Annotated in this window: 18 protein-coding genes; 9 read left to right on the plus strand and 9 right to left on the minus strand. The window is 66.6% G+C overall.

What is annotated here, in order from left to right; all coding sequences use genetic code 11:
* Positions 1-63 precede the first annotated feature (63 nt).
* Both GGC47_RS25090 and GGC47_RS25095 read left to right on the plus strand, forming a co-directional pair.
* On the plus strand, positions 64-369 hold the full coding sequence (locus GGC47_RS25090; protein WP_370955734.1) for an SUF system Fe-S cluster assembly protein: 306 nt from the start codon (positions 64-66) through the stop codon (positions 367-369).
* A 103-nt stretch (positions 370-472) separates the two neighbouring features.
* Positions 473-1,363 carry a PhzF family phenazine biosynthesis protein gene (locus GGC47_RS25095; protein ID WP_038365762.1) on the plus strand — a complete coding sequence of 297 codons (891 nt, stop codon included), beginning with the start codon at positions 473-475 and terminating at the stop codon, positions 1,361-1,363.
* On the opposite strand, the gene GGC47_RS25100 is transcribed toward GGC47_RS25095, so the two are convergent.
* Positions 1,358-1,714 carry an MmcQ/YjbR family DNA-binding protein gene (locus GGC47_RS25100; protein WP_133564315.1) on the minus strand — a complete coding sequence of 119 codons (357 nt, stop codon included), beginning with the start codon at positions 1,712-1,714 and terminating at the stop codon, positions 1,358-1,360. The genes GGC47_RS25095 and GGC47_RS25100 overlap by 6 nt on opposite strands.
* Before the next feature lie 7 nt (positions 1,715-1,721).
* Positions 1,722-2,789 carry a malate/lactate/ureidoglycolate dehydrogenase gene (locus GGC47_RS25105; protein ID WP_429069523.1) on the minus strand — a complete coding sequence of 356 codons (1,068 nt, stop codon included), beginning with the start codon at positions 2,787-2,789 and terminating at the stop codon, positions 1,722-1,724.
* Positions 2,790-2,994: 205 nt separating this feature from the next.
* Here GGC47_RS25105 and GGC47_RS25110 point away from each other — a divergent pair, with 205 nt between their 5' ends.
* Positions 2,995-3,384, plus strand: a complete 390-nt coding sequence (locus GGC47_RS25110) for a HesB/IscA family protein (RefSeq protein ID WP_113252285.1) — start codon at positions 2,995-2,997, stop codon at positions 3,382-3,384.
* Positions 3,385-3,390: 6 nt separating this feature from the next.
* Here GGC47_RS25110 and GGC47_RS25115 read toward each other — a convergent pair whose 3' ends face one another.
* A complete protein-coding gene (locus GGC47_RS25115; protein WP_038365768.1) occupies positions 3,391-4,443 on the minus strand; it encodes a GGDEF domain-containing protein in 1,053 nt (350 codons plus the stop codon).
* Between the two features lie 182 nt (positions 4,444-4,625).
* Positions 4,626-6,110: a DEAD/DEAH box helicase gene (locus tag GGC47_RS25120; RefSeq protein ID WP_370955662.1), complete on the minus strand. Its 1,485-nt coding sequence runs from the start codon at positions 6,108-6,110 to the stop codon at positions 4,626-4,628.
* A gap of 161 nt (positions 6,111-6,271) precedes the next feature.
* Here GGC47_RS25120 and GGC47_RS25125 point away from each other — a divergent pair, with 161 nt between their 5' ends.
* Positions 6,272-6,967 (plus strand): alpha/beta fold hydrolase, encoded by a 696-nt coding sequence (locus tag GGC47_RS25125; RefSeq protein ID WP_191124389.1) that lies wholly within the window; start codon positions 6,272-6,274, stop codon positions 6,965-6,967.
* Between the two features lie 2 nt (positions 6,968-6,969).
* Here the strand turns inward: GGC47_RS25125 and GGC47_RS25130 are convergent, their stop codons facing one another.
* The 3 genes from GGC47_RS25130 to parE all read right to left on the minus strand — a co-directional run bounded on the left by GGC47_RS25130 (position 6,970) and on the right by parE (position 10,519).
* A complete protein-coding gene (locus tag GGC47_RS25130; protein WP_112762267.1) occupies positions 6,970-7,230 on the minus strand; it encodes a hypothetical protein in 261 nt (86 codons plus the stop codon).
* Between the two features lie 100 nt (positions 7,231-7,330).
* Positions 7,331-8,272 (minus strand): LysR family transcriptional regulator, encoded by a 942-nt coding sequence (locus GGC47_RS25135; protein ID WP_370955661.1) that lies wholly within the window; start codon positions 8,270-8,272, stop codon positions 7,331-7,333.
* Positions 8,273-8,437: 165 nt separating this feature from the next.
* Positions 8,438-10,519 carry a DNA topoisomerase IV subunit B gene (parE, locus tag GGC47_RS25140; RefSeq protein ID WP_370955660.1) on the minus strand — a complete coding sequence of 694 codons (2,082 nt, stop codon included), beginning with the start codon at positions 10,517-10,519 and terminating at the stop codon, positions 8,438-8,440.
* Between the two features lie 323 nt (positions 10,520-10,842).
* Between parE and GGC47_RS25145 the strand changes: the two genes are divergently transcribed.
* The 5 genes from GGC47_RS25145 to GGC47_RS25165 all read left to right on the plus strand — a co-directional run bounded on the left by GGC47_RS25145 (position 10,843) and on the right by GGC47_RS25165 (position 16,333).
* A complete protein-coding gene (locus tag GGC47_RS25145; protein ID WP_156116009.1) occupies positions 10,843-11,010 on the plus strand; it encodes a hypothetical protein in 168 nt (55 codons plus the stop codon).
* Between the two features lie 221 nt (positions 11,011-11,231).
* Complete coding sequence (locus GGC47_RS25150) at positions 11,232-12,614, plus strand: hypothetical protein (RefSeq protein WP_142020989.1); 1,383 nt, start codon at positions 11,232-11,234, stop codon at positions 12,612-12,614.
* Between the two features lie 31 nt (positions 12,615-12,645).
* Positions 12,646-13,524 carry a glycosyltransferase family 2 protein gene (locus tag GGC47_RS25155; protein WP_112762263.1) on the plus strand — a complete coding sequence of 293 codons (879 nt, stop codon included), beginning with the start codon at positions 12,646-12,648 and terminating at the stop codon, positions 13,522-13,524.
* Positions 13,525-13,568: 44 nt separating this feature from the next.
* Positions 13,569-14,786 (plus strand): glycosyltransferase, encoded by a 1,218-nt coding sequence (locus GGC47_RS25160; protein WP_185747842.1) that lies wholly within the window; start codon positions 13,569-13,571, stop codon positions 14,784-14,786.
* A gap of 197 nt (positions 14,787-14,983) precedes the next feature.
* On the plus strand, positions 14,984-16,333 hold the full coding sequence (locus GGC47_RS25165; protein ID WP_162719984.1) for a TIGR03808 family TAT-translocated repetitive protein: 1,350 nt from the start codon (positions 14,984-14,986) through the stop codon (positions 16,331-16,333).
* A gap of 117 nt (positions 16,334-16,450) precedes the next feature.
* Here GGC47_RS25165 and glnA read toward each other — a convergent pair whose 3' ends face one another.
* Entirely contained in the window at positions 16,451-17,860 is a 1,410-nt protein-coding gene (gene glnA, locus GGC47_RS25170) for a type I glutamate--ammonia ligase (protein ID WP_038365793.1), read from the minus strand.
* A gap of 96 nt (positions 17,861-17,956) precedes the next feature.
* Positions 17,957-18,295, minus strand: coding sequence for a P-II family nitrogen regulator (locus GGC47_RS25175; protein WP_038365795.1), 339 nt, complete (start codon positions 18,293-18,295; stop codon positions 17,957-17,959).
* Positions 18,296-18,498: the final 203 nt, after the last annotated feature.

Consider the following 18,498-nt stretch of genomic DNA (forward strand, 5'->3'; position numbering starts at 1 on the left):
GAAGACGGCTTTAAGCCGAACGAGCCGCAGGTCGGCTCCGCCGCGTCGCTTCCGCCTGAGGAGATCGACCGGCTGACGGACGATATCGTCGCGGCGCTGAAGACGGTCTACGATCCCGAGATCCCAGCCGACATCTACGAACTCGGCCTGATCTACCGTGTCGACATCGCCGATGACCGGCAGGTCACCATCGATATGACGCTGACCGCGCCGGGTTGCCCGGTCGCGGGAGAGATGCCGGGCTGGGTCGAGAATGCGGTCAGCACCGTCAACGGCATCGCGGGTGTCACGGTCAACATGACCTTCGATCCGCCCTGGGATCAGTCGCGCATGTCCGACGAGGCCCGCGTCGCGCTCGACATGTGGTGAGCGCGACACCGGTCGCGTTGATGGATCGCATCTCATCGCTTCATTGGTGCTGAGCCCGCCCCGCTGGCAGGAATAGGCGCGTCATCCGCTCCCGGAGCTTGCCATGCCCAGCTTTCCCTACGAGACCGTCGACGTCTTCACCGACCGCCCCTTCGGCGGCAACCAACTCGCCGTCTTCACCGATGCGCGCGGGCTCTCGGACGCGCAGATGCAGTCGCTTGCGGCCGAGATGAACTATAGCGAGACGACCTTCGTCCTGCCCCCGGATGATCCGGCCCACGATGCCAGGGTTCGGATCTTCACGCGCGCGCATGAAATGCCGTTCGCCGGCCACCCCAATGTCGGAACGGCCTTCGTGCTCGCGCGCCACGGTCGCGACCGTGGCGGCGTGCTGCGCTTCGAGGAAATTGCCGGGCTGGTCGAGGTGAAGGTCGCGCGCGATGCCGCAGGCACCGTCACCGGCGCGACGATTGCCGCCCCGCAGGCCCTGACGAAGAGCATCGAATTGCCGGCCGACGCGATCGCCGGCTGCGCCGGTCTTTCGCCTTCAGATATCGTCGTGACGAACCACCGGCCGGTGCGGGCCTCGGTCGGCGTCTTCTTCGTTCTCGCGGAGGTGACGCTGGAGGCGCTTTCGCGCGCCACGCCGGACCTCAGCCGGTTCCGGGCCGTCCGGGACAGCACGCCAGGCCTGGAGGGCCGCTTCTCGCTGTTCCTCTATGCGCGGGACGGCGCCAGCGATATCCGCGCCCGGATGTTCGCGCCGATCAGCGGCACATGGGAGGATCCGGCGACCGGTAGCGCCAGCGCCACGGTTGCCGCCCTGCTTCTCTCCCTCGGTAGCCAGGACGATGCGAGCTTCACGCTGACGCAGGGCGTCGAGATGGGCCGGCCCAGCCTTCTGCACCTGACCGCGCGCCGCGGCGAGGACGGCATCCGCGCCACTGTCGGCGGCTCCTGCGCGCAGATGTTCCGGGGCGAAGCGCTCCTATAGGCCCAGTTCGGCGCGCACCCGCTTCGTCAGCCCTGCGGCGGCGAGGCGGTGGCTTTCGCGCAGATAGTCCTGCAAGGCGTCGTCCGGCATGCTCTCGGGCGAAAGCCACTGGATCCATTTCATGCCGCGCGAGGCGAGGTAGGGCGCGGGCCTCAGGCCCGGCTGCTCCCTCAGAATGTCGAAAGCCAGCGGCGAGCATTTGAAGCTCACCGCCATCTCGCCGTCTTCCTGCGGCCGCGCGATGGCGAAGACCTTGCCGCCGACCTTCCAGACATCCGCGCCGCCCCATTGGACGACATGGCTGGTCGCCGGCAGGGCGGCGCAGAAGGCGTTGTAGGCCACTTGCAGCATGAGGGGCTCAGTAGCTGTCGGCGTCGATGCCGTAGCGGGCGGCGGCGGCCTTGATCTGCGACCAGGTCTCGTCGTCGAGCGGGATGCCGGCGGCGGCGCGCTCGATCCGGACCTTCCGCTCCTTGTCTCCCGGCGCCAGGACGGGGTTGGCCGGGTCCTGCGGCTTGGCGGCGCGCACGAAGGCGAGGTAGCTGTCGATGCGGCTCTTGCGCAGCCCGGCATCGGGCTCGAGCCGGGCAGGGTCGATCAGCACGCCGAAGAGCGAATTGATGGTCCAGCTCTTCTGCGGCTTCTGGTCGATGCGCGCCGCACCCATCAGCCCGGCCGAGAGCAATTCGGCGATCAGCGAAAGGCCGGCGCCCTTATGATCGCCGAAGGGCAGCAGCGCGCCGAGCGGCCGGTCCGGGCTGGCGAAGACATGGGAAGGGTCGGTCGTGGGGCGGCCCTCGCCGTCGATGATGTAGCCGGGCGGCACCTGCTCGCCCTTGTTGAGCGCGACGCGGGCCTTGCCATGCGCCATGCGGCTCGTCGCGAAATCGAGGATCAGCGGATCGCCGCCGGGGACGGGAATGCCGATCGCATGCGGGTTCGTGCCGAAGCGTGCTTCCTTGGCAGCGAAGGGTGCGACGATCGGCGGCCGGCCGGCGACATTGACCCAGAAGAAGGAGATCAGCCCGGCCGCCGCCGCAACCTCGGCATAGTGGCCGATGCGGCCGATATGGTGCGAATCGAGCAGGTTGACGATGGCGACGCCACCGGTCCTGGCGATCTCGACGGCGCGGTCGACGGCGTTGCGCGCGGTGGGTTGGCCGATGGCGATGTTGCCGTCGACGATCAGGAAGGGCGCCGCGTCGAGGCGGATCTCGCCCTTCGATTCGGGTTTGAGGTTTCCGTCGGCAAGGGACTGGAAATACAGCGGTATCATCCCGACGCCGTGGCTGTCATGGCCGCTCAGATTGGCGAGGACGAGGTGGTCGGCGGTCTCCTCGGCCTCCTGCGCGCTCCAGCCGGCCCTGGTGACCATGTCGCGGACAAGGGAGCGGAGGGCTTCGGGGCGGTGCAGGCGTTGAGGCATGGCTTCCCTGACGCTGGGATCGAAGGCGCTCCAGAGTGCATGCCGGAGAGCGAACCGCAATGCATGGCGCGCGAGGATGCCGGCGCATGAACGCATGGCGCGCCAGCTGTGTCGCGCCGCACCTCGACGGAAGCGCCTGCAATCCCTATGTTAGGTTCATCATCTTGCTTCACCGGGCCTTGAACCCGGTCGAGGAGGGACAACAATGTTTTCGATACCCGGGCTGAAGGTCATCTCCCTGACCGATGCAGCCGCTGCCCGCATCCGCGAGATCATGGCGCAGAGCGCGGGCGATGCCGCGCCGGCGCTCGGCCTCAGGGTCGGCGTGAAGAAGGGCGGCTGCGCCGGCATGGAGTACACCTTCGAGATCGCCCGCGAGATCAATAAGGGTGACGAGGTCGTTTCCGAGAAGGACGCGACCGTGATCGTCGATGCCAAGGCGGTGCTGTTCCTGCTCGGCACAGAGCTCGACTTCAGGACCGATCGCTTTTCCTCGACCTTCGTCTTCAACAACCCCAACCAGGTCTCGGCCTGCGGTTGCGGCGAATCGGTCGAGATCAAGCCGCGTGGCGAGAGCGCGCTCGCGGCGTCCTGAGCGGCGTCAGGCGACGCGGCTCGCGAGTTCCACAGCTTCCTCGGTGACGGTGCGGTTGCGGCCGTCGCGCTTGGCCCGCATCATCGCCTGATCGGCCCGGTCGACGAGGGAGCCGGCGGTGTCGCCGCGGCGATACATGGCGACGCCGAGCGAGATCGTGATGCGGCCAAGGTTCTCGTTGGTCGAGCGCTTGATCAACTCGCGGGTGAGCAGGGCCTGGCGCACCGTCTCGGCGCCGAACTTTCCGGCGATCAGGTCGGCCTCCGGCAGGATGATCGCGAACTCCTCGCCGCCGAAGCGGCTGATGACCGCCTTGTCCTTGAACTTGTCCTTCATCGTGCGTGCGACGAGGCGCAGCACCTGATCGCCCGTCAGGTGTCCATGGGCGTCGTTGAAGCGCTTGAAGAAGTCGATATCGGCCATCACCAGCGCGAAGGGCTCGCGCCGAAGCGTGGCCTGGTCGATCGACTTCTGCAGCATCTCCTCGAAATGGCGGCGATTGGCGAGGCCGGTCAACGGATCCGTCAGCGCTTCCGCGCGCGTCGATTCCAGCGCCTCGCGCAGGTTGCGGATCTCGTTGGAGCTGTTGCGCAGCTCCGCTTCGAGCTGGGTCTTGCGCGTCACTTCCTCGCGGGTCGACATCACCAGCGCCTCGACCCATTCGCGCAGCTTCTGCCGGTCAGTCATCGGTGGGACGTCTTCCGACATCGCCGCCAGCCTGCCGTGATAGAGCTCGCTGGAGCCGAGCGCCTTGTCGATCAGCGCCATCATGCTGTCGATCTCGCCCAGCACCTGCAGGCTGGTGCGCTCCGCCTGCCGCGAGAAGCGCTCGGTATTGATGAAGCGCTCATAGAGGCTGTCGATATCGGCGGCCGTGACCTTGCCGTCGCTGCCGGCGAGGATGGCGTTCAGCGCCAGGCTGACCGCGGGCATCTCGCCGCTCAGATGGGCATACCAGACCTCGAAGGCGCGCGGATAGCTCGGTGAATCATGCTGCCGCATGGCCGCGACGACGCGCTCGGCCAGGTCGTGATGGGCGGAAACCGGGGCTTCGTCCATATCATGCCATTCCCGTGCGAAGCGGGTCGCGGCTTTCGGCCACGTCGACTTCGATCATTCAATCGAAGCGGGACATCCTGTCCGCATATACGGCGGCATGCGCCCGTCCATCGCGAGACTTTCGCACCGCGACGACGGAGATATCAAGTAAAGGCCGTTAAAATCGGGTTTATGCCGCAGCGTCAACCGATGCGAACCGGCCGCAGCAGGAAGGCCGGCACATGATCGCCGAGGCCTTTCACCTGCGGGCCGTCATCGTCGTCGCGATTGCGCCGCCGCCCGTCGCGCTCCTTGCGCTCCGGGGTTCCGGGGCGGATGGGCTGCTCGGCTTCCACCTGCGGACGCGGGCGCCGCGCGGCGTCGCGCCGCTCTTCGACGGCCTCGACGACGGCGGGGACGGCTTCCGTTTCGCTATGGCCGCGCGGACGGCGTTCGCCGCGTCCACGGTCGCGCTCGCCCCGTCCGCGGTCGCGGGAAGACGAGCGCTTGTCGTCGCGCTTGCCGCGGCGTTCCTCGCGGGGGGCTCCCGGCGGCAAAGCGTCGAGACCCGCTCCTTCATAGGCGATGCTTTGGCCGGTGAGCTTCTCGATCGCGGCGACGAGCTTGTCGTCATGGCGGGTGACGATGGTGAAGGAGGCGCCTTCGCGACCGGCGCGGCCGGTGCGGCCGATGCGGTGGACATAGTCCTCGGCATGGGTCGGCACGTCGAAGTTGAAGACGTGGCTGACGGCCGGAATGTCGAGGCCGCGCGCGGCGACGTCGCTCGCGACCAGGATCGGGTTCTCGCCGGTGCGGAAGGATTCGAGCGCCGCCATGCGGGCGTACTGGTCCATGTCGCCATGCAGGGCGACGGCGGGGAAGCCGTGGCGCAACAGCGATTTGTGCAGCGTCGCGACATCGCGCTTGCGGTTGCAGAAGACGATGGCGTTCTGCAGATCGGTTGCGCCCTTGATGAGCTTGCGCAGCGTCTCGCGCTTCTCGAAATCCTGCGGGTTGGATGCAATCAGCCGCTGCGTGATGGTGGTGGCGGCGGTCGCGGGACGCGAGACCTCGACACGGACCGGGTTATGCAGGAACTGCTCGGAGATCCGGGTGATCTCGGGAGGCATGGTCGCCGTGAAGAACAACGTCTGCCGGGTGAAGGGCACGAGCTTGCAGACGCGCTCGATGTCCGGGATGAAGCCCATGTCGAGCATACGGTCGGCCTCGTCGATGACGAGAAGCTCGACGCCGGTGAGCAACAGCTTGCCGCGTTCGACATGGTCGAGCAGGCGGCCGGGCGTCGCGATCAGCACGTCGACGCCGCGGGTGATCTTGGCGTCCTGATCGCCGAAGGAGACGCCGCCGATCAGGAGCGCGACCGAAAGCTTCTGATTGACGCCGTAGCGGGTGAAGTTCTCCTCGACCTGCGCGGCAAGCTCGCGCGTCGGCTCCAGGATCAGCGTGCGTGGCATCCGGGCGCGGGCACGGCCCGTCTCCAGGATCGTCAGCATAGGCAAGGTGAAGGCCGCCGTCTTGCCCGTGCCGGTCTGGGCGATGCCCAGAACGTCCTTGCGGGCCAGCACATGCGGAATGGCCTGGGCCTGGATCGGAGTCGGTGTGCTATAGCCGGCGGCCGTGACAGCCGTCAGAACCTTTTCACTCAGGCCGAGTTCGGCAAATGACATGCGTATGGCGCTTCTTCAGAGTCGGTGACACGCGGCGGGATGGGTCCATCAACCGCCACGCTGGCGCGACAACAGTTCCTGCGCGCCTTCGGACCCGTGTGGAATGCAAAGAAAACGCGGCAAAGTCAATCACGTAGCCAGAAAAGGACGATTTTTGCCCGATGAAGGACCCGCTCGTTCTCGTCCCCGGCCTCAGTTGCACCGCCGCGCTCTATGCTCCGCAGTGGTCGCGGCTGGCCGATGGCCGCCTCGTTCTGGTCGCCGAACACAGCCGCGACGACAGCCTCGGTGCCATCGCTGAGCGTCTCCTGGCGGCTGCGCCGCCGCGTTTTGCACTCTGCGGGCTGTCGATGGGCGGCTATGTCGCCTTCGAGGTGCTGCGCCGGGCACCGGAGCGCGTCACGAGGCTGGCGCTGCTCGACACCAGCGCCAAGCCGGCGACCCCCGAAAGCAATGAGCCCCGCGCCCAGATGATCGATCTCGCGGAGAAGGGGGCCTATGACAACGTCACGACGCTGCTCTGGCAGCGCCTGGTGGCGCCCGCCCGGCTGACGGACGAGCCGTTGCGGCTGCTGGTGCGCCGGATGGCCGACGATATCGGAGCCGACGGTTTCGTGCGTCAGCAGAAGGCCATCATGCAGCGGCCGGATTCGCGGCCGGTCCTGACGGGCCTATCCCTCCCGACATTGGTGCTGGTCGGCGAGGAGGACGAGATCACCCCGGTGGCGGAAGCGCAGGAAATGGCCGGGCTTGCCGGCGCGAAGGCGAGGCTGGCGACGTTGCCGGGCTGCGGCCATCTCTCGACGCTGGAGGAGCCAGAACGGGTGGCGGCGGAACTGGCGCGCTGGCTGGCCTGAAATCAGCGGGGCAGGGCGCAGGGGTCGAGCTTCGTCGCGTTCGCGGTCTGGCCGATGGAGCCGGTGACCATCGGATCGACCGGCTGGCGCTTCGCGGCAGCAAGGCTCGCCTGCGCCAGCTTGTCCCTGTCGAGGCCGGCCGTCTGGTTCGAGACGAAATTGGCGGCGATGACCGACAGGAAGGCGATCGCCGCGGCGGCCTTGGCGATGTCGATAGCCGCCGTGCCGCGATTGTTCTTCCAGAACAGTTGGATCAGGCGCATTGCGCTCTCCATGTCCCGTGTCCGCACGGGTATGGCGCAAGCATGCACCGAGAGCGGTAAAAGCTTGGTTAGCCGGATCTTTCCGGAAAGCGCGGCATTTTCAGGATGAGGGGCCGGTCTCGGCCGATCGCCCTTCGAGGCGCGCCCGATGCTCGCGAAAGAGCTTGCGCAGCGCCGCCAGCACGGCGCCGACGCCGGCGCGCTGGCGCGAGACGTCATGCGAGAGCAGGTAGATGTCGTCGCCGGTCGCGTCCGGCGGCGGCGCGATGCGCCGGAGGCCGGGGTCGAGATCGGCCATGAAGCAGGGCGCCATCGACAGCGCGCCGGCCGAGCGGATGCTTTCATAGCGTGCTGCGGAATCGCCGACTCGGGCCGCAATCGGCCTGCCGGCCGCGAAACGCAGGATATGATCGTCGATGCGCGAGGAGGTTTCGCGGTTGACCGAGATGATCGGCGCCGTCGCCGGATCGACATCGTGGCGGCAGTAGAGCGCCTGCATCAGCCGGCCGATCTTCTGCGCGTAGTAGCCCGGTTCCGCTGGCGGGTTGCTCATCCTCAGCGCGATGTCGGCTTCCCCACGGGCGAGGCTAAGCCGGTCGCGCGTGCTGATGATGACGATTTCGACGCCGCCGGCATCCCTGGAGACCGTGGTGGCGTGCATGGTCAGGAACAGGCTGATCGAAGTCGTCGCGGTGACGCGCACCGGCGCATTGGCAAGCGGACGGGCGGCATCCGCCCGCGACAGGAAGCGCCGGGTGGCTGCCTCGACCTCACCGGCTTCCGCCGCGAGCTCGATGCCGATTGCCGTCGGAACGAGGCGGTTGGCCTCGCGGATGAAGAGCTGGAGGCCGAGGTCCTTCTCCAGCACCTTGAGCCTGCGCGTGACGGTGGCCTCGCTTAAGCCCAGCCGCGCCGCCGCCACGGCCATCGACCCGCCGCTGGCGATGGCGTTGAAGATCCGGATGTCGTCCCAGGAAGCGTTCCCGGCGGGCGCCGCCAGATCGCCGTCGCGTCGAGATGGAGGTGGAGCAGGCTCGGCCATATCGTCAGGGACGGCTCGCCGAGCGGGGCGCGGCTTCTGCGATCATGATCGTCCGGGAAGCGGAAGGGGTTCGACATGCGCGAACCCTGCCAATCCTTTCGCAAGCGGGCAGCCCGGCGGCGCTGAGGTGCAGCCTTGCAGAAATGCCGGGCTCGCCGCCGGCGATCACAGGTCGATCAGCTCGCCGGCGAAGGCCGCCCGTTCCTGGATGAAGATGAAGCGGGCCTCGGGCTTGTTGCCCATCAGCCGCTCGACCGTATCGGAGGTCTCTTCCCTCGCCTCATGGTCCACCATGACCTTGAGCAGCAAGCGCTTGGCCGGGTCCATGGTGGTTTCCTTGAGCTGCTGCGGCATCATTTCGCCCAGGCCCTTGAAGCGCGAGATCTCCGGCTTCTTGCCCTTGAAGACGGTCTCGATCAGCTCGTCCTTGTGGGCGTCGTTCCGGGCATAGACGCTTTTGCCGCCGTGCTGGAGCCGGTAGAGCGGCGGCACGGCAAGGTAGAGATGGCCCTTCTCGATCAGCTTCGGCGTCTGGCGCCAGAAGAAGGTGACGAGCAGGGAGGCGATATGGGCGCCGTCGACATCGGCGTCCGTCATCACGATGACCTTCTCGTAGCGCAGGTCGTCCTCGCGGAACTGCGTGCCGATGCCGCAGCCAAGCGCCAGGATCAGGTCGGCGAGCTGCTGGTTCTGGTTGAGCTTCTCTCGCGTGGCATTGGCGACGTTCAGGATTTTGCCGCGCAAGGGCAGGATCGCCTGGTTGGCGCGGTTGCGCGCCTGCTTGGCAGAGCCGCCGGCCGAGTCACCCTCGACGATGAAAAGCTCGGAGCCGGCCGCGCCGGCATTGGAGCAATCGGCGAGCTTGCCGGGCAGGCGGAGCTTCCGCGTCGCGGTCTTGCGCGAGACTTCCTTCTCGAGGCGGCGACGCAGCCGCTCCTCGGCGCGATCCACCGACCAGTCGAGCAGGCGCAGCGCCTGCTGAGGTGCGGCGGCAAGCCAGTGGTCGAAGGCGTCGCGCACGGCGTTCTCGACGATGCGGGAGGCTTCCAGCGTCGCGAGCTTGTCCTTGGTCTGGCCCTGGAATTCCGGCTCGCGGATGAAGACCGAGAGCATGGCGGCGCAGGTCGCCATCACGTCGTCGGAGGTGACCTGCGCCATGCGCTTCGACTGGCCGATGCGCTCGGCATGGTCGCGCAGGCCCCGCAGCAGGGCGATGCGCAGGCCCTGCTCATGGGTACCGCCTTCGGGGGTCGGGATCGTATTGCAATAGGAGGAGGAGAAGCCGTCCTCGCCGGTGGCGAGCCAGGCGATGGCCCATTCGAGTGAGCCGTGGCCGCCATCCTTCGTGATCTTGCCGGAGAAGATCGGCTCGGCGACGAGGTCCTTGCCCTCGATCTCGCGACCGAGATAGTCGCGCAAGCCGCCGGGGAAGCGGAACACGGCCTCTGCCGCGACATCGCCCTCCGGCTTCAGCAGCGCCGGCGCGCAGGTCCAGCGGATCTCGACGCCGCCGAAGAGATAGGCCTTGGAGCGCGCCATGCGGAACAGGCGTGCCGGGGAGAAATGCGCGCCTTCGCCGAAGATCTGCGCATCCGGGTGAAAGCGGACCCTGGTGCCGCGCCGGTTGGCGACGGCACCGACCGTCTCCAATGGTCCCTGGGGCAGGCCGCGCGAGAAGATCTGGCGATAGAGCGTCTTGCCACGCGCGACCTCGACTTCGAGCCGATCTGAGAGCGCGTTGACGACGGAAACGCCGACGCCGTGCAGGCCGCCCGAGGTCTCATAGGCCTTGGAGTCGAATTTGCCGCCGGCATGCAGCGTCGTCATGATGACTTCGAGCGCCGACTTGCCGGGGAATTTCGGATGCGGGTCGACCGGGATACCGCGGCCATTGTCCGTCACCGCGATCGAGCCGTCCTCGAACAGTTCGACGTCGATGAAGGTGGCGTGGCCGGCCACGGCCTCGTCCATGGCGTTGTCGATCACCTCGGCGAAGAGGTGGTGCAGCGCGCGCTCGTCGGTGCCGCCGATATACATGCCTGGCCGACGGCGGACGGGCTCGAGCCCCTCCAGTACCTCGATGGCGGAGGCGTCATAGCCGGTCTCGGACAGGGTTCCGTTGCGCGCAGCTCCTGCGCCGCCGCGCGGCGCTTTCGGAGCCTCGGCGGGTGCGCGCAGTTCCGGCTTCGGGCCAGCCTCAGCCGGCCGCTCCGCGTCCGAGCCGAAAAGATCGCCATTCTCCGCCATCGCGCCAAATGCTTCCTGATTCGCAACGCTAAACTCTAGCGCATTCCGACCCGTCCTGCGCTTCGCGGCCGCTTATAGACCGTGCCGGCCGCTATAAAAACCTCGCCTTCCACATCTGTCAGGAGCCATGCGCCGCCCGTCGTCATCGACAGGTCATGGATCGCCGTGAACCTCTACGTGGAACCCGGTCCATTCAGGCTGCGTTAAGCGGCAAGGATCAGGATGGTGAGCGTGATCGGGCCTATGCGGCGATTCGCAATGCGCTAAGATCAGCCTAGGGGGAGGTCGCCGTGGTGTCGCGTCAGTCGTTTCCTGTGACGAGAATGGCCGGGCTTCAGCGCGCTGCGCGTCTGGCCGGCGAGTCCTTCGGCTATGAGGATGCCCGCGTCGTGGCGGAAGCGCCACGCCTGGACTGGACGTCCTCGCGAGGGCTCTGGTGGCTCGCTGCCGTCGCGGCAGGCGCCGGATTCGCCGTCTTGCATTTCTCCTGATCCCTGACGGCCGGGGCGCGGCGCCCCTTCCGGATCGTGCCGGCGCCCCCGTCCGGGCGCTGGCATCCGGTTCGTGGTTCGGTCCGGTGCTCCCCGACGCGAAATATCAACCTTTCGGCCCTACGCCTGACGGTGGAGGGTTTCGCGCGTGAACGGTGCCATCATTGCCAGTGCCGGTCTGACAGGCCGCGTCGCCGCCACTGTCGCAGGCTGAGGCCGCGATGGCGAAGATCGCTGCGCTCGGAGCCTATATCTACCAGGCCGTTCTGGCGCTGGGGCTGTTGCTCGTTGTCGCGCACCGGCTGCCGGCGGCGGAGTTCACGGCCTATTCGCTGTTCATCTCAGTCGTGCAGTTCGGGGCGATCGCTTGCTTCGAGTGGATTCGCTTCGCCTGCAGCCGCTTCTATCCCGGCCCCGACGCGCAGAGCGAGGCGACCGGGCGCGGAACCATCACCTCGGAATTCCTGGCCTGTTGCGGCCTTTGCGTCGTCGGTGCGTTGATCGCGTGGTTCTGCGGCGTGCCGGCACCGGCCGCGGGGCTCGGCGCGGTCGCGGCGATCGTGCAGGGCGGCAGCGAGATCCATCTCACCATGCTGCGCTTCCGGCACGCCTTCCGGCTGTTCTCCTGGATGCAGGCCCTGCGCGCCTCGCTGATGGCCATCGGCACGCTGGCCGGCGCCTGGGCCGGGGCGGATTTCGCCCATGTCCTCGGCGGCGTCATGGCGGGCTATCTCGCCTATCTCGTCCTGGCGATCCTGGTCTCGCGGGGCGGTTTCGGCGAACCGGGGCGCTGGAGCCTCGAGGCGACGCGCCGGCATCTCGCCTATGGTGGGATCTCCGCGGGAGCCTCGGTCGCCGCGATGCTGGCACCGCTCGGGCTGAAGGCGATCTTCACCGCCACGTTGGGAGGGCAGGCGGCTGCCGCGCCGCTGCTGGCGCTCGATCTGTTGCAGCGCCCCTTCGTCCTGATCGTCTCGGCGATCTACGCCATCCGTTATCCTTCGCTCGTACAGCTCTTCGACCGCGATGGCGGCAGCGGCGAATTCCGCCGCGAGCTCGGGCGTTACTATGCCTTGCTCGCCGGCTTCTCGGCGATGGGCGCCGCGGCCGTGCTCAGCCTGCTGGCCGTCGCCACGACGCTGCTGATCGCGCCCGAGCTGCGCGAATCCTTCCTGCGTGTCGCGCCCCTCATCACGTTCACGGCGCTGATCCGGGCCATCGTGCAGACCCTGTTGCCGACGGCGGCCCATCTCCAGCGTCGGTTGGCGGCGATCGCCGGGCTCGCCGTATTCGATTCTGCGCTGATGTGCGCCGGCGCTCTGGCCGCCACGGCGTGGTTCGGCGGAACGGATTTCACGATCTCGGCCGGTGCGGCCGTCGGAGCGCTTGTCGCGCTCGCCGGCGGCCTGCTGCTGCTGCGCCTGCTGCCGTTCGAGATGCCGCGGCTGCCGCTCGCCTCCGCCCTGCTGGCCATCGTCGCGGCCTGGGCGATATCGACCTGGCTTGGCGGGAACGTGGTGTTGGCCGCCGCGGCCGGGCTCGGCGTGACGATGCTCGCGAGCCTGCCCGTCTTGCCCCGCATGCTGCGATGGCTGGCACATTGAGGGACGGATGCATGATCGGAACGCTCCAGCCATGAAGATCGTCGTCGGGATCGCGACCGCCGGGCGCCGGGAGGTGCTTTGCGACACGCTCGCCGAGCTTGCGCGGCAGGAGCGGCTGCCGGCGGAGATCCTGATCTGCCCGGCGCAGGAGGAGGATGTCGACTGGTCCTTCGCCGCGACGCTCGCCGTGCCGGTCAGGCGGGTCGCGCCGCGACAGGGGCTGTGCGTGCAACGCAATGCCATTCTCGACGCGATCGGCGATGCCGAGCTGCTGCTGTTCTTCGACGATGATTTCCTGCCGGCCCCGTCCTTCGTCACCGAGGCGGAGGCGTTGCTCGGCCGCGAAGGCGACATCGTTGTCGCGACCGGACAGGTGCTTGCCGACGGCATCCACGGGCCCGGCCTCGCTGCCGCGGAAGCCCGGGCGATCCTGGCACGGGACATCGCGCCGGCGGAGGCGCGGCTGACGCCGGTCGAGAATGCCTATGGCTGCAACATGGTATTCCGGGTCGCGGCGATCCGGGCGGCCGGGGCGCGTTTCGACGAGAACCTGCCGCTCTATGGCTGGCAGGAGGACACCGATTTCTGCCAGCAGCTCGCCGGGCAGGGGCGGATCGTACATTCGACCGCGCTGCGCGGTGTGCATCGCGGCAGCAAGCGCGGACGGACCTCCGGTCTGCGCTTCGGCTATTCGCAGATCGCCAACCCGGTCTATCTGGTGCGCAAGGGCACGCTCAGGCCGCGCCGCGCTCTGCGGCTTGCCGCTGGCAATGTCGCGGCGAATATCGGCGGCAGCCTCAAGCCGAACAACCCCGTCGATCGGATCGGCCGGCTGAAGGGCAATTGCCTCGCTTTCTGGGACCTGCTGCGCGGGCGGCTCGCGCCGCAGCGGATCCTGTCGTTCAAGTAGGTGCCGTCAATCTTTGACGGCCCGAATCCCGCCTGGAGACTTTCGTGCGCGCGGTGATCATCAGCGATTTCGGTTCGGTCAACGGCGGTGCCGCCAAGGTCGCCATCGAGAGCGCGCGTGGGCTGGCCGAGGCGGGTGTCGAGATTGTCTTCGCTTGTGCCATCGGCCCCATCTCCGAACGGCTCGACCATCCGCGGATCAGCGTGGAACACTTCGCCGGCAAGGAAATCTGGCAGGTCGGGAGCAAGCTCGCAGCCGCCAGGCAAGGTATCTGGAATGCCCGGGCCTACCGCTTTCTGAGCGATCTTCTCGCCCGCCAGCCGCGCGACGAGACGCTGGTGCACCTCCATCAATGGACCAAGGCCTTCAGCCCGGCTGCCATCGCTGCCGCCGGAGAAAGCGGGCTGCCTGTCGCCCTCACCGTTCACGACTATTTCTCATTCTGTCCGGTCGGCGGCTATTTCGACTTCAAGGCGAACGCGCTCTGTCAGCGCAGGCCGATGTCGATCGGCTGCGTGGCCTGCAATTGCGACCGCGCCTCCTATCCGCACAAGCTGATCCGCGTCGCCCGGCAGCTCGGCTCCGACAAGGCGATGCGCAAGCTCGACGCACCGCTCTTTATCCATGTCAGCGATTTCGCGCGCCGTTTCGCGGAACCTTTTCTGCCGCGGCAGGCCCGGCATGTCGTGGTCGAGAACATGGTGGAGGCGGAAAGGCGCACGCCGGTCAACGCCACCCGCAACCGGCACGCGCTGTTCCTTGGCCGCTTTACCCAGGAGAAGGCGGCGGATGTCCTGGCGAAGGCTGCGCGCGACGCCGATATGCCCGTACGTTTCGTTGGCGAAGGGCCGCTTGCCGGCGAGATTGCGCGGCTCAACCCGCAAGCCGAGATTCGTGGCTGGGTGCCGGCCGAGCGTGTCTTCGACGAGATCGCGCAGGCACGTTGCCTGGTGCAGCCATCGCTCTGGTACGAGCCTGGACCGCTGGTGATCGCCGAAGCACGCTCGCTCGGCGTGCCGGTGATCCTGGCGCGGACGACCGGTTCGGCGAGCTGGGTCGCCGACGGAGAGGATGGCATCCTCGTCGATCGCGGGGATGCCGCCGGCCTTTCGGCCGCGCTGACGCGCCTGAAGGACGATGCCTGCGCAAGCGCGATGGGCATAGCTGCCTATCGCGGCTATTGGGCCGACCCGCTGACGACGGAGCGGCATGTCGGGCGCACGATCGAGAGCTATCGGCTGCTCCTCGGCGCGAAGCCCTGAGACACGCGCCCGACGCCGAGCGCGCTGTCGTCGTTTCTGTGCAAACTCCGGCCTCAGGAGCCGACAGCTCCGTTTCGGCGTTGTGCCGAGGCACGCTCGCCGATCGCGTTCGCATCTCGCATCGCAGTCGAATCGATTGACAGGATTAATTTCCTCGTATAGGAATGTTCTTGTTTTGTTCCTATAGGAGAGAGCGCATGCCTTCTTTCGCGTTGTTCGATGACGCCGTGGTTGCACGCACGGCGGCGGCAACATCGGGCTGGACCAATTTCACAGGCCTGCAAACCGTCTTTGACTATGCCCGCAGCCAGGACAGGCCGCTTTTCTTTCAGGCTGGCGTGTATGATTCAGGCACGGTCACGGTTCTTCCCAGCAATGGTGGCGGTAAGCCGCTGCTGGCGCGCGCCATTCCGGGTTCGGTGGTGCTTCGCTTCAGTGGTGTGAATAATTTCCTTGTTGTCGATGGGCAGAGCCAGGTGCGTTTTGAGGGCCTCTCGTTCGACGGGCAGAACCGCGCGCTGTCCGATTACGTTGCCGGCAGGCCAGCCTTCATCGCGGTTGCGAACGGCGCCAAGGATGTCGTGTTCGAGGATTGCCGCATCCTCTATTCCCCCGGGATCGGCGTCTATGTAAGGGGGGCGGAAGCCACCTTCCGCGGCACTTATCTCCAGAGCCATTCCGTCGGCATCTGGAGCGAGAACGGCCGCATCAACGTGCTGTCCTGCTCGCTGGCGCTGATGAGCAACAACGGCATCGCGGTCTGGCGTGACACCATCACCGGCGACAGCTCCACAATCTCCGGCAATCTCATCAACGGCATCGACACGGTGGCCGGCGGCACAGGGCAGAATGGCAACGGCATCAGTGTCTTCCGGGCGGTCGGCGTCACAATTACCAACAACCAGATCTTCAATACGCAATACTCGGCCATCCGCTGCAATGGCGGCGGGCTGCACAATGTCAGCAACAACAACATCTTCGGCGCGCGGGAAATCGCGATCTTCATCGAGGCGCCGGGGGCCGGAATCGATCTCACCGGCTGCATCGTGTCCAACAACAGCATCGATACCGCCGGCGGCGGGATCAATGTCGCCAATTCCGGCCTGTACAATGACGGCATCTCGCGCAGCGTCGTCGTGGAGGGCAACCGGATTTCGAGCATGGCCGACAATGCCGTGACCGGCGGAACCACTGGCGGCAACGGCATCGTCGTCGAGCAGGATTGTGTGGTTTCGGGCAACCTGATCGAGAATGTCGCCGGCATCGGCGTTCAGGCCGGCATCAATGACGGCGCGCGCGATCTCGTCGTCACGGGGAATCTGGTTCGTGGTGCGAAGATGGGGATCGGTGTCTCGAACCACGCAGTGTCGTCAAGCGGACGTTCGGTGGTGATCTCCGGAAACATCGTGCGGAGCGCGAGCGTGGGCGGTGTCGTGCCGACGGTCTTCACCGGGGCTGGCCTGGACCGTGTGGGCACGGTCGAATACGGCAATGACCTCGCGACCGCCGCAGGGAGCGTGACGTTCGGCCATAATCGCTATCTCTGAGGGTTCGCGCCTGAAGCCAACAAAAAACCGGGGCGTCGCCGCCCCGGTGAAAGGTAGCCGCGGGATACGCGGCCGGGAGGAAGCCGTGGGCCGGCTCGAAAGAGCCGGCCCGAGCTCTCAGTAGGAGTAGTACATCGCGAACTCGACCGGGTGCGGCGTCATCTCGAAGCGCGCCACATCCTGCATCTTGAGCTCGATATAGCTCTCGATGAAGTCGTCGTTGAAGACGCCGCCGGCCTTGAGATAGGCGTTGTCCTTCTTGAGGCTTTCCAGGGCCTCGCGCAGCGAACCGCACACCGTCGGGATCTTCTTCAGCTCGCGCGGCGGCAGGTCGTAGAGGTCCTTGTCCATGGCCGGACCCGGATCGATCTTGTTGATGATGCCGTCGAGGCCGGCCATCAGCATGGCGGCGAAGGCGAGATAGGGGTTCGCCATCGGATCGGGGAAGCGGACCTCGACGCGCTTGGCCTTCGGCGAGGTCGTCCACGGAATACGGCAGGACGCCGAGCGGTTGCGCGCCGAATAGGCGAGCAGCACCGGAGCCTCATAGCCCGGGACGAGGCGCTTGTAGGAGTTCGTCGACGGGTTGGTGAAGGCGTTCAGGGACTTGGCGTGCTTGATGATGCCGCCGATGTACCACAGGCACTCCTGCGACAGGTCGGCATATTTGTTGCCGGCCATCGTCGGCTTGCCGTTCTTCCAGATCGACTGGTGGACGTGCATGCCCGAGCCGTTGTCGCCATAGATCGGCTTCGGCATGAAGGTCGCGGTCTTGCCGTAGCTCTGGGCGACGTTGTGGATCGCGTACTTATAGACCTGCATGGTGTCGGCCATGTGGGTCAGGGTGTCGAACTTCAGGCCGAGCTCGTGCTGGGCGGAAGCGACCTCGTGGTGGTGCTTCTCGACCTTGGCGCCCATGGCCGCCATGGCCGCCAGCATCTCGCCGCGCATGTCCTGCGCCGAATCCTGCGGCGGAACCGGGAAGTAGCCGCCCTTGGTGGCGATGCGGTGGCCGAGATTGCCGCCCTCGTACTCGGTCATGCCGTTGATCGGCAGCTCGACGTTGTCGAGCTTGAAGCCCGTGTTGTACGGATCCGCCGCGATCTTGACGTCGTCGAAGACGAAGAACTCGGCCTCGGGGCCGACATAGATGGTGTCACCGATGCCGGTCGACTTGAGATAGGCCTCGGCCTTCTTGGCGATGCCGCGCGGGTCACGGCCATAGGGCTCGCCGGTGGCGGGCTCGAGCACGTCGCAGGTGATGACCATGGTGGCGGCCGAGAAGAACGGATCCATCACGGCGGTGGTCGGATCCGGCATCAGCAGCATGTCGGACTCGTTGATGGCTTTCCAGCCAGCGATCGAGGAACCGTCGAACATCGTGCCTTCGGCGAAGATGTCCTCGTCGATCATCGTGACGTCGAAGGTCACATGCTGCCACTTGCCGCGCGGGTCGGTGAAGCGGAAATCGACATATTTGACGTCGTTGTCCTTGATCGCCTTGAGGACATCCTTGGCGCTTTTCATTTCAGCATTCCTCTTGCCAGCTAATTCTCAAACTCGCGCGCTGCGGATGGATCCAAATCACCCGGCAGCTCTCGACCCATGTGATGCGGGAAATCGTCAGATCGCGTCCGCGCCTGTCTCGCCCGTGCGGATGCGAATGGCACCCTCCACGCTCGATACAAAAATCTTGCCATCGCCGATGCGGCCGGTCTGGGCGGCCTTCATGATCGCCTCGATCGCGCGCTCGACCATGTCGTCGGCCAGAACGATCTCGATCTTCACCTTCGGCAGGAAGTCGACGACGTATTCGGCGCCACGATAGAGCTCGGTATGGCCCTTCTGGCGGCCGAAGCCCTTCGCCTCGAGAACGGTGATGCCCTGAAGCCCGACTTCCTGAAGCGCTTCCTTCACCTCGTCCAGCTTGAAGGGCTTGATGATCGCTTCGATCTTCTTCATGCGCCGACCGGCCTCCTTTGCGCCCCAGACCCCGGCCGGAGCCGGGCGGCACCCGCCGCGATCCGGGAGTTTGAACGATCCCCGGCCGCATGCGAAGCACCTTGTCTTGCTCATAGCATCGGCGCCCGCGCACCGCCACGTGGCAGCCCGGCTTCTTGCGCCTGATCGAGAGGCAAAAAACAGCATAAAAAAAAGTCAAACGC

Origin of the sequence: Allobosea sp. OAE752, from assembly GCF_050433265.1 — a bacterium.
In the GTDB taxonomy this organism is placed as follows: Bacteria; Pseudomonadota; Alphaproteobacteria; order Rhizobiales; family Beijerinckiaceae; genus Allobosea; species Allobosea spartocytisi.